A 13,961-nucleotide genomic window follows, 5' to 3' on the forward strand; every position below is an offset into this window, starting at 1 on the left:
GTCACATGGTGGAGGTGAGTCCTTTCGCGATCTTCCTCAGCTCGGTGTTGACGGCCTCGGCGCCGGAGAACTCCTTGGCGTACACGGGGCTGAAGGTGATCTCGGCCCACTGCCGGTCGCCCATCTTGAGGAAGAGGGTCGGGGAGCCCGCCATGCCGTCCTCGCCGACGTGCTGCACGACCAGATAGCCGCTCCGGTCGCCGATCATCACGTCCTCGCCGTCCTTCTCCTCGCGATAGCGCTGGATCCGTTCGGTGACCTCCCGGACGGCCTCCTCCTCGTACATGAGGATCTGAACCTGATAGAAACCCTCGGCATCGCCCTTGTAGTTGTACGAGGTGGAGTACATGTCGCCGTGGTCGATCGACCGTGTGGACCAGCGCAGTCCTTCGGGCAGGTAGCCGACCTTGACGTGCCCGAACGCCAACCCGTCGCCCAGGTCCCCGAGGTTCTTCGGCTCGGTCCGCACGGGCGGGGTGTCGTCGATGGCGGGCTCCAGCGTCGCGGAGGTCGTGACCTGCGTGCTGGGCGTGGCCCGCTGGGCGGCGGTGGCCAGGTAGACGACAGGCGCGGCGACGACGGCCACGGACGCGAGCACGGACGCGGTCACCATCGCGGTCTTGACCCTGGCCCGCCGTGCCCGGCGCAGGCGCATCACCCGGTCGAGCAGGTCGGGAGCGGCGTGCAACCGCGCGGTCTCGCCTTCCATGAGCCGGCGGATCTCGTCCTCAAGCCTGGGCATTGTCACACGCTCCTTCCATGATGTCCCGGCCGAGCGCCGTACGGAGCTTGGCCAGGGCCTTCGACGCCTGACTCTTGACCGTGCCGACGGCGCATCCGAGCACCTCGGCGGTCTGCGTCTCGGTGAGGTCCTCCCAGTAGCGCAGGACGATCACCGCGCGCTGCCGGGGAGGGAGGGCACGCAGCGCGTTCATGAGCACGTGGACGAGGTCGGAGTCCTTCTCGCGGGCCGACGTCTCCGGCGGGCTGTGCATGGGGATGATGTTGAGGATCGCCCGGCGGCGGGCGCGGCTGATGGCCGCGTTGATGATGACGCGGCGCACGTAGGGCTCGGGACTGTCGTGGCGGACCCGGTGCCAGTTCCTGTAGGTACGCTCCAGCGCCGTCTGCAACAGGTCCTCGGCCTCCGTCTGGTCGCCGCAGGCGAGATAGGCGACCCGTAAGAGGCTGGTGGCGCGAGCGGCCACGAAGGAGCCGAAGTCATGCTCTGCTCCGTTCACGTCTGTCCGTTCGATTTCACGCCTTCTATTACGCCCCGGTCCCCGGAACCGTTGCCCGCAGGGCTCGTACGATCTCGCGGGCAACCGTTCGGGCGGCTCAGGCGTATGGATGGTCATGACCGCGTTTCCCCGCAGCAGATCGATGACCTTCACCGCCGCCCTGGCCTTGACCGCCACCGTCCTGAGCGCGCCCGCGGCCGTCGCGGCCGCTCCTCCCGAGGGCGCCTACTGGCACACCAGGTCGGTGACGACCTCCACCCACCCCTGGCGGTTCGGCACCAAGTCGCACCCCTACGCGCTCCTGGAGACAAGCGTCTCGGAGGAGTGGGCGACTCCCGCAGGCAAGGCCTGGAACGGATACCGGGAACTGGCGACGCGGCCGGAAAGCCCGGCGGACAAGAAGGCGTGGCAGCGTGACGGCTCCCCCACACAATGGGGCAAGACGATCGACGGCAAAATCGTGAAGCTGTCCGGCAAGCACTCCAAGGGCCATGTGGGTCTCCTCCTGCCGGATCGCGGCCAGTTTTGGGTCGCGGGGCAGTGGCTGACGTACGAGGAGGTCCAGCGCCTGCCCGCCGACCCGGAACGGTTGGAGGACTGGCTCACGAGGGCGGCCCGCGTCGGCGGGCTCACCGAGTCCGTCGCGAACTGGCTCACCTCGGTCCTGCCGCAGCTCCTGCACCAGTTTCCCGCGCCGAGGGAGGTCCGCGCCGCGGCCTGGGAGGCTCTGCTGAAGTCTCCGAACGTCCGCATGGAAGGCACCGCGAAGGACAGCCTGGGCAGGTCCGGCACCGTCGTCGTGATCAACACAACGTATGGGACGGGCGAGAAGAGGAACGTGGTCGAGCGGAGGCTGATCGTCGACACCGGCAGGATGGTGCTGTTGTCGGACAGCCAGAAGTCCACACTCGGCGGCAAGCCGCTCCTTGAGGGGTCGTACGACAAGACGCTGATCGAGGTGGGCTGGACCGACTCCCCGCCCACCGTGCCCGCCTTGCCTTGAGCGCCGGGTTCAGCCCCGGGGGAGCCCCAGGACGCGCTGGGCGACGATCTGGCGCTGGATCTGCTGGGTGCCGCCGTAGATCGACTGGGCGCGGGACCACAGGTAGTCGCCGTACGGGGCGGGGTCGCCGAGGACGAACGACGCGCCCGCGAGGTCGCCGACCACGTGGTGCAGGTTCTGTTCGATCCGGGTGGTCAGCAGTTTGTCCACCGATCCCGCCGACCCGCCGGGGTCGCGGCCGGCCAGGGAGCGGGCCACGTGCCACTGCAGCACCCGCAGGTCCACCGACGCGGCGGCGAGGCGGCGGCGCAGCGGCTCGTCGGCGGGGAGGCGGCCCGAGCGGACGTCGTCGCGGGCGGCGGCCAGCACCCGGCCGAGCCGTCCCACCCAGCCCATGTCGGCCGGGCCTCGCTCGTACGAGAGCATGTGCATGGCGATCCGCCAGCCCTGGCCGCGCTCGCCGACCAGGTTGGCCGCGGGCACCTCGACGCCGTCGAAGAACACCTCGGCGAACTCGCGGCTGCCGCTGGCCAGGACGATCTCGCGCCGGTCGACGCCGGGCGACTCCATGTCCACGACCAGCATGGACAGGCCGCGGTGGCGGGGCTGGTCGCGTTCGGTGCGGGCGAGCAGCAGGCACCAGCGTGACCACATGGCGCCGCTGGTCCAGATCTTCTGGCCGTCGACCACGAACCGGTCGCCGTCGGGGGCGGCGGTGGTGGTCAGCGAGGCCAGGTCGGATCCGGCGCCCGGCTCGCTGAAGCCCTGGCACCAGACCTCGGTGCAGCCGAGGAGGCCGGGCAGGACCCGCGTCTTGAGGTCCTCGCCGGCGAAGTCGGCGACGGCGTGCGCGATGTGGCCGATCGGCGGAGGCGGGGGCGCGCCGGCCGTGGCCAGCTCGTCGTTGAGCACCGCCTCGTACAGGTCGGGCAGCCCGTGCCCGCCGTAGGCGGCGGGGAGCGACAGGCCCACGTAGCCGGCGGCGGCCAGGGCGCGGTGCCAGCGCAGGGTCCGCTCGACGGATTCGGCCGACTCGTAGCCGGTGGCGTCGCGGTGCTCGTCCAGGTGGTCGCGGAGCCAGGCGCGCAGGCCGGCGCGGAACTCGGCCACCTCGGGGTCGTCGGAGTAGTCCACGGTCAGCTCCCGGAGAACTCGGTGGCGGCGATGACGGCTTCGTGGTGGTGCTCGTCGCCGAACGCGGCGCGGGCGGCGTGGGCGCGGCGCAGCCAGATGTGCGCGGGGGCCTCCCAGGTCATGCCGATGCCGCCGAAGACCTGGATCACGTTCTCGCACACCTCCACGGCCGAGCGGGAGGCGTACGCCTTGGCCACCCGGGCGGCGCGCAGCGCCTCCTCACCGGGGAGCGCGTCGACGGCCCAGGCCGCGTACCAGCAGGCGCTCCGCGACGCCTCGGTGAGCACGTGGCTGTCGGCGAGGAGCTGCTGCACGGCCTGGAACGCGCCGACGGGGCTGCCGAACTGCACGCGGGTCCTCGCGTGGTCGAGCGCCGCGTCGAGCGCGGCCTGCATGGTGCCGAGCAGGTCGGCCACCAGCAGGCTGAGCGCGAACGCGGAGGTCCGCGCGGCCGTCTCGCCGTCCGGCGCCGTCAGCTCGGTCAAGGTCCGCACGGGCTCACCCAGCGGCCGTACGGCGCGCGTCTGATCAGCGAACGGTACGGGCTCCCCGAGCGCATACGCGGTCCCCGTTGCCGGAACCACCGCGAACTCGGCCCCGGCGGCGTCCCACGCCAGCGACCCCGTGGCGTCGGCGAAGCCGGTCAGGTCCGGGGTGAGGGCGGGGGCGAGGCGGCGGGTGCCTTCGGCGATCTCCTCCAGGAGCCCGGACGCCGCGCCCCAGGACTGGAGCTGCTCGGCCGCGATCACCGTGCCCAGGACGGGAGAGGCGACCGCGTGGTGGCCGAGCTGTTCGGCCAGGATCATCATGTCGACGGCGCCGGCCTCCGCCCCGCCGTTCTCCTCGCGCAGCCGCATGGCGAGCCAGCCGGCCTCGGCGACGCGCGACCAGGACGCCTCGTCGGGCGCGGATGGGCCGACGTCGTGGGGGCCGCGCCCGCGGTGCCAGCGGGACGCCAGGTGGGCGGCCAGCTTGCCGCAGGAATCGCGGAAGGCCCGCTGCTCGGCGGTGAGCTCGATCTCCATGCCACTCCGAGGACTATCTTTTTTATCATTTACAGAATAGGGCCATTATAGAACCCCCGCCGCCCGCGCGGCAACGAACCCGAGGAGGAAGCGATGACGGACGACAGGAAGGCCGTGCTCGTCGAGGTGGAGGACCACGTCGCGTGGATCACCCTGGACGACGTCCGGCGGCGCAACAGCCTGAACCCGGTGCTGGTCGGGCAGCTCGCCGAGGCGTGCGCGGGGCTCGGCAGGGACGTGCGGGCCGTGGTGCTGCGGGCCAACGGACCGGTCTTCTCCTCGGGCGGCGACATGGACGCGCTCGGCGCGCCCGCGGACGACCCGACGGCCGTCTACCGGGGCTTCGACGCCCTGGCCGCGCTGCCGGTCCCGGTGCTGGCCGCGGTGCACGCGCCGATGATCGGGGCCGGGGTGAGCTTCGCGCTGGCGTGCGACGTGGTGGTGGCCGCCAGGAGCGCCACGTTCGACCCGCGCTTCCTCGACCTCGCCATCCACCCAGGCGGCGGCCACCTGTGGCGGATGGAGCAGCGCGTCGGCCGGCAGGGCACGGCGGCGATGGTGCTCTTCGGCGACCCGCTGACCGCCGAGGAGGCGGAGCGGCGCGGCCTGATCTGGCGCTGCGTGGAGGACGGCGAGCTGATGGACACGGCACGCCGCATGGCGGCCCGGGTGGCGGGCCGCTCCCCGGACGCGGTGCGCCGCGCCAAGGCCACCATGCGGCTCAGCCGTTCCCTGACGGACCCCCGGATGGCCGCGGGCGTCGAGCAGATCGCCCAGGACTGGTCGATGCGCCAGCCCGCGTTCACCGACGCGGTCGCCGCCCTCCGCGAACGCGTCCGCCGCCGCTGAGAGCGGGCCCCGGACGAGGGTGGACAGCCATTGTCCCGTTCCAAAAAACCGTGGCCGATCGCATTGACGCGGGTCGGTCCGGCATCGAGCATCGGGTGGGGGCCCACCGTCATCTGTCCGTCCCAGCGCATGGGACAAGGGGAGGAAGCATGTCGGTAATGTCGAACGATCCTGTGCTGCCCGCGGGTTGGCAGGAGTTCGTCGCGAAGCCCGACCCGGCCACGGCCAAGGCGGTGGCGAGGGCGCTGACGCAGCTGGGTTCGCCCGCCGCGCTCGAATCCGTGAAGCTCATCGCCGAGACGCTGGCCGAGCGCTCGGCGGCCGAACGCAGCGAGAAGTCCCGGCTCATCGCGGCCCAGCTGAGGGGCGAGGTCGCCCACGCCTTCATGAAGGCGACCGCGGCGACCCGCCTGGCCCACCCCACGGTGCGGACGCCCGTGGAGAAGCCGGCGCCGCAGCACCAGGACGTGGCGCACTACCTCGACGTCCTGCCGCCGAAGCAGCCCGGCGAGCGCCCCGAGACGACCCCGGGCGGCCACGACCCGCTGACGCTGGAGGCGCTCGACCTCGCCACGGCCGACCTGGCCGCGCTCGCTGACCGCGTCGCCGACGAGCGCGACGCCTCGTCCATGGGCCATCTCCGGAAGGCGGCGGAGCTCGTCGACTCCATCAACGCCGAGCCGACGACGTACTCACAGGAGCGCCGCGCCGAGCTCGCGGCGGCGGTGAAGGGCACGACGCAGGAGCACATCGTCGACCAGATCGGCTTCCGGGCGGCGAAGACCCAGCGCGACAAGGAGCGGGGCCTGTCGGCCGAGAACGAGTTCGCGGCCAGTTACTGGCGCACCAACTACGTCGACACCCTGCAGAAGTTCCTGGCCAAGCTGGGCACCGTGATGCCGGACCCGGACGACATCCTCGTCAACAGCCCGCGCGTGCTGGAGAAGCTGGCGATGATGGTGGACCCGAAGGTGGTGGCCGGGCTCAGAATCAAACCGGTCGTGGGGCGGACGGGCATCAGCGTGCTGAGCGGCACCGCCGCCTTCAAAGACCAGAACATCGCCTGGAAGTCGATCCTTCAGGAGCTCGGCGCGACGCCGTCGGCCTACCAGCTCTACGAGCTCATGGACACGGGCAAGCCCGACGCCCAGGCCGACTCCACCGTCAACACGTGGGCCGACCTCGTGGCGCTCATCACCGGCAGCCCGTTCGCCCGCCTGCAGGAGATCGCGCGGCAGAAGACCGAGCTGGCGCCGGTGTGCGCCATGGTCGAGCACCTCGTGCTGGGCCTCACCGACGAGGCCGGCCCGAAGCGCACCGACGCGCTGACCGCCAACGCGCTGCGCTCGCTGGGCCGGCTCCTCGACATCGTCGTGGCGAACCAGCACAACCCGTCGGTGGCGCTGCGCGCGGTCGACCTCATGATGGACGAGATCGGCATCGTGGTCGCCGTGGCCGGGAACTACACGGGGGACGACTACCGGCGGGCCGTGCGGCGGGTCATGCTGGAACGCGCGCCGAGCATCGCGCCGCTGGTCGAGGGCGAGCAGGTCCACATGTACAGCTACCTCACGACCAGCGGCATGGAAGCGCTCGGGACGGCGCTGTGGATCGCGCTGTCCTGGCGGGGGCACGAGCAGGTCTCGCGCTCTACCGAGCCGATCGACTACTTCGAGACCGGCGAGCTGCTCAGAAGGCTCAGAGAGGGCGACACGTTGACGCCGCACCAGGACGTCCTGGTCGCGACGCTGAACCCGAGCGCGCCCTACTCCAAGCCGTCGCCCGAAGAGCTCGTGGTCTCGGTGCGCGAGGCCCTGGCGGCGCAGAAGAAGGGCGCGGCGCCGTGCGTGCTGATCATCGACACCACCATCCAGCTCGCGCCCGGGTCGACCGGCGGCAGGGGCCGGCTCGACGTCATCCTCGGCAGCCTGAAGGAGGACATCGCCGCCGGCAGGCTGGAGGTCTTCCTGTGCAAGAGCTACCAGAAGTACGCCTCGTTCGGCACCGGCAAGGTGGCCGCCGGCGATCTCACGCTGCTGTCCCAGAAGGGCAACCTCGAATCCGTGTTCGCGCGGGCCGAGGCGCTGCTGCAGGACATCCAGCTCGATCTCGCCCGGCACGACGAGGGACAGCTCGTGATCCACATGCTCCGGCACGGGCACCGTGACGAGCTGGCGCTGATCGACAGCGCCGCCCGGAACGCGAAGTTCGTGGACGAGTTCTGCTGGCCGATCGACCCGAAGAGCAAGCGCCAGGGCACCACCTACGTGGACGGGATCCCCCTGCTCCTGCGCGCGACGTCCACCGGCAAGATCGACACCCTCTTCGGCAAGCTCGTCCTGATCGACTGGCGCGACAGCTTCTCGTTCCTGCGGACGTCGTACGTCGGCAGGATCCCGGGGCCGTGGGGGGCGTCGCCGGCGGAGCAGAAGGAGGAGTGGTACGTCCGGATCAACCCCGGCCACGAGTCCAAGGAGACGATGGTCGAGTGCTTCTACGCCTTCGGCCACCTGGCGACCAGCACGCCTCCCGGCGCGGGGCAGCCGGGCCAGAAGCAGGTCGATCTCGGCCGGCTGCCGCTGGAGGCGGTGCTGGAGCACCTGAAAGCTCTGGACGAGGTCAAGGGTGACGCCGGCGTCGAACGGTACCGCAACAACATCGCGGCCTCGTACTGCGTGTTCGCCGTCCAGAACGTGGGTTTCCACAAGGACGCCCTGGTGCCGCTGCTCGCCGGGTTCTTCGCGAAGCGGACGGGCGGCGTCACGATCGAGACCCAGCGCTATCTCGCCGGTGAGCTGTTCTCGCTGCTCAAGGAGAAGACCGTCGACGTGGTCCACGACACGGGCCCGGCCAAGCTGCCTCCGCCGCCGGCGTCGGGCAAGAAGAAGGTCCTCAGCGTGGACCTCACCACGGTCGCGGGGCTGTGCCGCGCGGCGGCGGTCCTTCCCGCCTGGCGGTTCACGGCGCTGGCCAAGGAGTTCGAGCTGGGCCAGATCGGCGTTTCCGCCGAGGCGAAGCGGCTGAGCGCCCTGGTCGACAAGGCCGTCAAGGGCTAGGCGGCGGTCAGCCCGGCCGGCGGAGCAGGTCCACGGCGAGCTCCTGGAGGCGCGGTTTGGCGATCTTGCCGACCGCGCCGCGCGGGAGCTCGTCGAGGATCCAGACGCGCCGGGGCACCTTGAAGTTCGCCAGCCGCTCGCGGCACCAGGCGAGGAGTTCGCTCTCGTCCAGCTCTCCGGAGACGACCACGAAGGCCGCCGTCACCTCGCCGAGGCGGTCGTCGGGCACGCCGACGACCGCCGCGTCCGTCACCGACGGATGGTCGGCGAGAACGTGCTCGACCTCCGCCGGGTAGACGTTGAACCCGCCCACGATGACCATGTCCCTGGTCCGCCCGGCGATGCGCACGTAGCCGTCCTCGCCGATCCAGCCCAGATCGCCCGTACGGAGCCAGCCGTCGCGCATCACCTCGGCCGTGGCGGCGGGGTCGTCGAGATAGCCGGCCATGACGTTGGAGCCGGTCACCTCGATCTCGCCCACCACGGGGCTGCCCGTCGCGTCCGGCGCCCAGACGCGCGCCCGGACGCCGTCGATGGGCCGGCCGATCGTGTCGCACACCAGGTCGAGCGGGTCGCCGGGGCGCGTCATGGTGCACACCCCGGTCGCCTCGGTCAGCCCGTAGCCGATGACCACGTCGCCGACCCCCAGCTCCTGCTTGAGGTCCCGTACGAGAGCGGGCGGCACGATCGCGGACCCGATGACCGCCACGCGGATGGCCGGCTCGCCGGGGATGTCGCCGTTCCGGCGGGCCGCGACCACGTACCGCTGCGCGGCGGGCGGCGCGTTGAGCACCGCGACCGGCAGCGTGCGGACGACCTCGGCGATCGACTCCGCCGACACCACGGGGATCAGCACCGCGGTCGCCCGCACCTGGAACGGCGAGATGAGACCGGTCTTGAACCCGCCGATGTGCGCGAGCGGATAGGTCACCGGGTAGACGTCGCCCCGGCCGAGCCCGACGACCTCGGCCCAGGTGCGGGCGGTGGTGAGGAACGGCTCCTGCCGGAGCACCGCGCCCTTGGGCCGACCGGTGGTGCCCGACGTGAACTGGATCGCGATGATCTCGCCCGGCTCGACCCGTGCCGCCGCACCCGCGCCGGCGCGGAACTCGTCCCATCCCACCGCGCCCTCGGGCACGTCGGGGCCGAGGGCGATCACCTGGGCGCCGCCCGCGATCGGGAGCGCCTCGGCCGCCAGCCGCCGCCCCGCCAGCAGGCCGGGCGCGACCAGGAAGGGGGCGGAGACCCGGGGCAGGATCGCGGCCACCTCGGCGCTCGTGTAGCGCGGGTTGAGCGGGACGAGCACGCCCCCGGCCACGATGGCCGAGAGCATGGCGACGGTGCAGTCGATCGTGTTCGCGGCCCAGCAGGCCACCCGGTCGCCGGGGCGCAGGCCGTGCGCGATCCAGGCGGCGGCGCCCTCGCGCACGCGCGCGTGCAGCTCGGCGTACGTCACCGACTCTCCCTCGCACATCAGCGCGGGGACGTCCGCGGCGTCTCCGGCCGCGGCTGCCAGCAGCGTCTCGATCGTCGTCGTCATGGTGAGTGGCCCTCCCGAGTAGAGGACATCATTGCCGGATCACGCACGAAAGGTCATCCCGCCCGGCTCGTCCGGCTGCTGATGCGCCAGCCCTCCGGCGTACGGACGAGCTCGTCGGTGTAGACCCCGAAGACCCGCACCGCGGGGGTGCCGGTGGTGTCGCCGAAGAACAGGAAGTACGAGACCGCGGTGGCTGTGTCGCCCGTCACGGTCACGTGCAACGGGACCACCAGGTGGCGGGTGTTCGTGCCGGGCCCGCTGATGCCTTCTGCGCGGCGCTGCCGGGTGGCGGCGACGATCTCGTCCGCGCCGTGCTGGGTGCTGCCGCCGAAGCTCCAGGTGGCGTCGGAGGTGTAGAGCGCGCGGTAGTCGTCCGGCTCGCCCTCGTCGGCGAGGTGGGCGGCGAGCCCGATGAGGGAGCGGATGAGGACCTCGTCCTCGGCGTGGCTGGTGTCGACCATTGCCGCAATCTATCATTTTAATGATGTAAATCATAAGAGGAGAGTGCTCATGATCGTGGTGTCCGAGCCCCGGCCGCGCGTCCGTCTCGTCACGCTCGACCGTCCCGCCCGCCGCAACGCGCTGGACCTGGCGGGCTTCCGCGACCTGGCCGCCGCCTGGCGGGAGGTGGCGGCCTCCGGCGCGGGGGCCGTCGTGGTGACGGGCGGGAGCGACTTCTCCTCCGGCGCCGACCTCGCGACGTTCTCCGCCGACGTCGCCGCGGCGATCCGCGGTGGCGGGCCCGCCGCGGCGGTGTGGGCCGATGTGCATCACGCGCTGCTGCGTGACGTGGTGCTGGAGGTCCCGGTCGTGGCCGCGATCGAGGGCATCTGCTTCGGCGCCGGGATGGAGCTTGCGGGCGCGACCGACATCCGGATCGCCGGGGAGTCGGCGCTGTTCTCGCTGCCGGAGGTGCGGCACGGGTTCATCGCGAGCGGCGGGTCGGTGGCCCGGCTGCCCCGGCAGATCGGCTACCCGGCGGCGATGCAGGTGATGCTCACGGGCGAGCGCTTCGGCGCGGAGCGGATGCGCGCCTGGGGGTTCGTCGGCGAGGTGGTGCCGGACGGCGCCGCGCTCGGCCGCGCCCTCGACCTGGCCGAGCTGATCGCCGGCCACCCGGCCGCCGCCGTGCGGGGGATCAAGCGCGCCGTGGGCGAGGGCGTGCGCGGCACGCTCGCGGACGCGTACGCCGTCGAGTCGCGGGTGTCGGACGAGGTGCTGGGCGGGTGAGCGGCCGTGGACTGGAAGGTTACGGGTTGGCCTTAACCGGGGCAACGGCCTTGTCGCTGACCCATGCTTTGCGTATCTTATTAATGATTGAGTATTAGATCAGTGTTGATGGCAGCGCTCAGAAAGGCGTTCGCATGCCGCCCACACAGCCCGTGAAGATCGCCGTGCGCAAGCTCGGCAAGGTCTTCTCCAGTGGCGCCGGTTCCGTCCGCGCGCTGGACGAGATCGTGCTGGACGTCCACGACGGCGAGTTCCTGTGCCTGCTCGGCCCCTCGGGCTGCGGCAAGACCACCCTGCTCAGGGTCATGGCCGGGCTGGAGCGGCCGTCCAGCGGCACGATCGACATGCGGCACGACGACCCGTCCCGATCCCTGTCGGCCGTGGTCTTCCAGGACTACTCCGTCTTCCCGTGGAAGACGATCAGGGAGAACGTCATCTTCCCGCTGCTCCAGACCGGAGTCCGGAGGGCGCGGGCCAAGGAGATCGCCGATCACTGGCTCGCCCAGCTCGACCTGTCCGGCTTCGAGAACGCGTACCCGGACACCGTCTCCGGCGGCATGAAGCAGCGGGTCGCGATCGCCAGGGCGCTCGCCGTCGAACCCGAGACGCTGCTCATGGACGAGCCGCTGGCCGCGCTCGACGCCCAGCTCCGCCTGCTGCTCCAGGAGAAGCTGCTGGACCTGTGGCAGGCCAACCAGAACACGGTCGTCTTCGTCACCCACTCGATCGACGAGGCGCTGCTGCTCGGCGACCGGATCGCGGTGATGAGCGCGCGGCCCGGCCGGATCGCCACGGTGATCGACGTGCCCTTCGACCGGCCGCGGCACCCTGACGAGATCCGCGCCTCGCCCGACTTCGCCGCCCTGCGCGACGAGATCTGGCACCGACTGCGAAGGGAACTCCAGCCCGCATGAGCCCCGTCACCCGCGACCAGGAGGCCGTCGAGAGCACCGGCACCTGGCGGACGATCGCCCCAGGACCGGCCGAGCTCGACCCGCGCGGCTACGCCCGCCGCCGCACGCTCATGGAGCGCGGCCTGGCGATCCTCGTGCCGGTCGCGCTCATCAGCCTGTGGCAGCTGCTGGCCGGGGCCGGGGTACTGGAGAGCAACTACTTCCCCCCGCCCAGCGACATCGCGGCCTCCTGGGCCGACCTCCTGGCCAGCGGCGTCTACCAGGAGTCGGTGCTGGCCAGCCTGAGCCGCATCGTCTCCGGCTACCTGCTCGGCACGTCCTGCGCGGTCGCGCTCGGCATGGTGATCGGCTCCGTACGGCTGCTCAGGGTGGCGCTCGAACCCACGATCTCGGCGCTCTACACGGTGCCGAAGCTGGCGATCCTGCCGCTGCTGCTGCTCATCTTCGGTCTCGGCGAGACCAGCAAGATCCTCCTGGTCGCGCTGACCTGCTTCTTCGTCGTGCTCATCAACACGATCGACGCGGTCAGCAGCGTCTCCCCCCGCTACCACGACGTGGGGCGCTCGTGCGGCGCCTCGCGCTGGTCCACGCTCGTGCACATCACGCTGCCGGCGGCGCTGCCGCAGACCCTCACCGGGATGCGCATCGCCTCCGGCCTCGCCGTCATCGTCATCGTCGGCGCCGAGTTCGTCGCCGCCGACGCCGGCCTGGGATTCCTCGTGTGGAACTCGTGGAACCTCGGCGTCCCCGAGCACATGTACGTGGGCATCGTCTCGATCTCGCTGATCGGCGTGATCGTCGGCCTGGTGCTCCGGGGCGTCGAATGGCTGCTCACCCCCTGGAACCGGTGACTTCCCCCACCGGCCGATCGAAAGGAACGACCCGTGACCGCACGGCTCTCGTTGAGCAGGCGCGTCATGGCCGCGCTCGCCCTCCCCATCCTCGCCCTCGGCGCGCTGACCGCCTGCGGCGCCGAGGAGGAGACCGGCACGCCCGCCAGTGACACCACCCGCACGCTCAAAGTCGGCTACATCTCCGGCACCTCGCTGGGCCCGGCCTTCGTCGCCGACGCCCTCGGGTGCTACCGCGACGAGGGCCTGACCATCGAGTTCGAGCCCATCAAGAACCCGGCCGACGCGATCGCCTTCCTCGCCACCGACAAGCTCGACGCCTACGTCGGCTCGCCGTCGGCCGGCATGTTCAACCAGGTCGCGAAGGGCGCCGAGCTCAAGATGGTCGCCTCGCTCGGCTCGGTGAACACGCCGGAGGGCGAGGCCGCGCCGAGCGGCCTGTTCGGCGCCAAGTCGATCAAGTCGGTGGAGGAGCTCAAGGGCAAGCGGGTGGCCCTGCTCGGCTCCGTCGGCTCGGCCACCTCCTACCTGCTGGGCAAGTCGCTCGAAGCCGGCGGGCTGAGCTTCGGCGACGTCGAGCTGGTCACCCTCGGCAGCTCCGACATGGTGCCCGCGCTCAAGAACGGCGGCGTGGAGGCCGCGCTGCTGTTCGCCCCCGAGACCCAGAAGGCCATCGACCAGGACGTGGCGCACGCCCTGGTCGACTCGAAGAAGGCGTACGGATCGAGCACCACGGCCGGCATCATCTTCGGCACCAAGCTGCTGAAGACCGAGCGCGCCACCGGGGTGAGCTTCCTGAAGGCCAACGCCTGCGCGGCCAAGCGGTTCGAGGGTGACTGGCGCAAGGACGCCGAGATCGTCAAGATGCTGGCCGACTTCATGAAGGTGCCGGAGAACACCATCAGCGGCGGCGGTCTCTACGCCTTCGACAGCAGCCTGGCCATCAACGAGGGCACGCTGACCGAGATGCAGGAGATGTTCGTGAAGGTCGAGGGCATTCTCACCTACACCGACCTGCTCCCGGCCGACAAGCTCGTGGACGACACGCTCAGGGCCGAGGCCGTGGGCGCGGCCTGACCCGTACGGACGAGAAACGGCCGCCGGGAGACCGGCGGCCG

13 protein-coding genes are annotated in these 13,961 nt (G+C 71.3%); 7 read left to right on the top strand and 6 right to left on the bottom strand.

Annotated features, from left to right (window positions below; translation table 11 throughout):
* Nucleotide 1 precedes the first annotated feature (1 nt).
* Both KME79_RS01065 and KME79_RS01070 read right to left on the bottom strand, forming a co-directional pair.
* A complete protein-coding gene (locus tag KME79_RS01065) occupies nucleotides 2-742 on the bottom strand; it encodes a hypothetical protein (protein WP_219542906.1) in 741 nt (246 codons plus the stop codon).
* Complete coding sequence (locus tag KME79_RS01070) at nucleotides 729-1,241, bottom strand: SigE family RNA polymerase sigma factor (protein ID WP_308248732.1); 513 nt, start codon at nucleotides 1,239-1,241, stop codon at nucleotides 729-731. Before KME79_RS01070 ends, KME79_RS01065 begins: the two co-directional genes overlap by 14 nt.
* Before the next feature lie 115 nt (nucleotides 1,242-1,356).
* On the opposite strand from KME79_RS01070, the gene KME79_RS01075 reads away from it, so the two are divergent.
* The gene (locus KME79_RS01075) at nucleotides 1,357-2,244 is read left to right on the top strand and encodes a hypothetical protein (protein WP_219543077.1); all 888 of its coding nucleotides are present in this window, start codon (nucleotides 1,357-1,359) and stop codon (nucleotides 2,242-2,244) included.
* Nucleotides 2,245-2,253: 9 nt separating this feature from the next.
* Here the strand turns inward: KME79_RS01075 and KME79_RS01080 are convergent, their stop codons facing one another.
* Both KME79_RS01080 and KME79_RS01085 read right to left on the bottom strand, forming a co-directional pair.
* Nucleotides 2,254-3,378, bottom strand: coding sequence for an acyl-CoA dehydrogenase family protein (locus KME79_RS01080; RefSeq protein ID WP_219542907.1), 1,125 nt, complete (start codon nucleotides 3,376-3,378; stop codon nucleotides 2,254-2,256).
* Nucleotides 3,379-3,380: 2 nt separating this feature from the next.
* On the bottom strand, nucleotides 3,381-4,403 hold the full coding sequence (locus KME79_RS01085) for an acyl-CoA dehydrogenase family protein (protein WP_219542908.1): 1,023 nt from the start codon (nucleotides 4,401-4,403) through the stop codon (nucleotides 3,381-3,383).
* Nucleotides 4,404-4,496: 93 nt separating this feature from the next.
* On the opposite strand from KME79_RS01085, the gene KME79_RS01090 reads away from it, so the two are divergent.
* Nucleotides 4,497-5,252: an enoyl-CoA hydratase-related protein gene (locus tag KME79_RS01090; protein ID WP_219542909.1), complete on the top strand. Its 756-nt coding sequence runs from the start codon at nucleotides 4,497-4,499 to the stop codon at nucleotides 5,250-5,252.
* A gap of 158 nt (nucleotides 5,253-5,410) precedes the next feature.
* Complete coding sequence (locus tag KME79_RS01095; RefSeq protein ID WP_219542910.1) at nucleotides 5,411-8,308, top strand: hypothetical protein; 2,898 nt, start codon at nucleotides 5,411-5,413, stop codon at nucleotides 8,306-8,308.
* Nucleotides 8,309-8,315: 7 nt separating this feature from the next.
* Here KME79_RS01095 and KME79_RS01100 read toward each other — a convergent pair whose 3' ends face one another.
* Both KME79_RS01100 and KME79_RS01105 read right to left on the bottom strand, forming a co-directional pair.
* A complete protein-coding gene (locus KME79_RS01100) occupies nucleotides 8,316-9,848 on the bottom strand; it encodes an AMP-binding protein (protein WP_219542911.1) in 1,533 nt (510 codons plus the stop codon).
* 53 nt (nucleotides 9,849-9,901) lie between these two features.
* Nucleotides 9,902-10,309 (bottom strand): nuclear transport factor 2 family protein, encoded by a 408-nt coding sequence (locus tag KME79_RS01105; RefSeq protein ID WP_219542912.1) that lies wholly within the window; start codon nucleotides 10,307-10,309, stop codon nucleotides 9,902-9,904.
* A gap of 49 nt (nucleotides 10,310-10,358) precedes the next feature.
* Between KME79_RS01105 and KME79_RS01110 the strand changes: the two genes are divergently transcribed.
* From KME79_RS01110 to KME79_RS01125, 4 genes are all read left to right on the top strand, one after another.
* Nucleotides 10,359-11,078, top strand: a complete 720-nt coding sequence (locus KME79_RS01110; RefSeq protein ID WP_219542913.1) for an enoyl-CoA hydratase/isomerase family protein — start codon at nucleotides 10,359-10,361, stop codon at nucleotides 11,076-11,078.
* 134 nt (nucleotides 11,079-11,212) lie between these two features.
* A complete protein-coding gene (locus KME79_RS01115; protein WP_148035411.1) occupies nucleotides 11,213-11,992 on the top strand; it encodes an ABC transporter ATP-binding protein in 780 nt (259 codons plus the stop codon).
* Entirely contained in the window at nucleotides 11,989-12,843 is an 855-nt protein-coding gene (locus KME79_RS01120) for an ABC transporter permease (RefSeq protein ID WP_148035410.1), read from the top strand. Before KME79_RS01115 ends, KME79_RS01120 begins: the two co-directional genes overlap by 4 nt.
* A 33-nt stretch (nucleotides 12,844-12,876) precedes the next feature.
* The gene (locus tag KME79_RS01125) at nucleotides 12,877-13,920 is read left to right on the top strand and encodes an ABC transporter substrate-binding protein (protein WP_219542914.1); all 1,044 of its coding nucleotides are present in this window, start codon (nucleotides 12,877-12,879) and stop codon (nucleotides 13,918-13,920) included.
* The last annotated feature ends 41 nt before the right edge of the window (nucleotides 13,921-13,961 follow it).

Source organism: Nonomuraea harbinensis (genome assembly GCF_019396385.1).
Taxonomy (GTDB): Bacteria; Actinomycetota; Actinomycetes; order Streptosporangiales; family Streptosporangiaceae; genus Nonomuraea; species Nonomuraea ferruginea.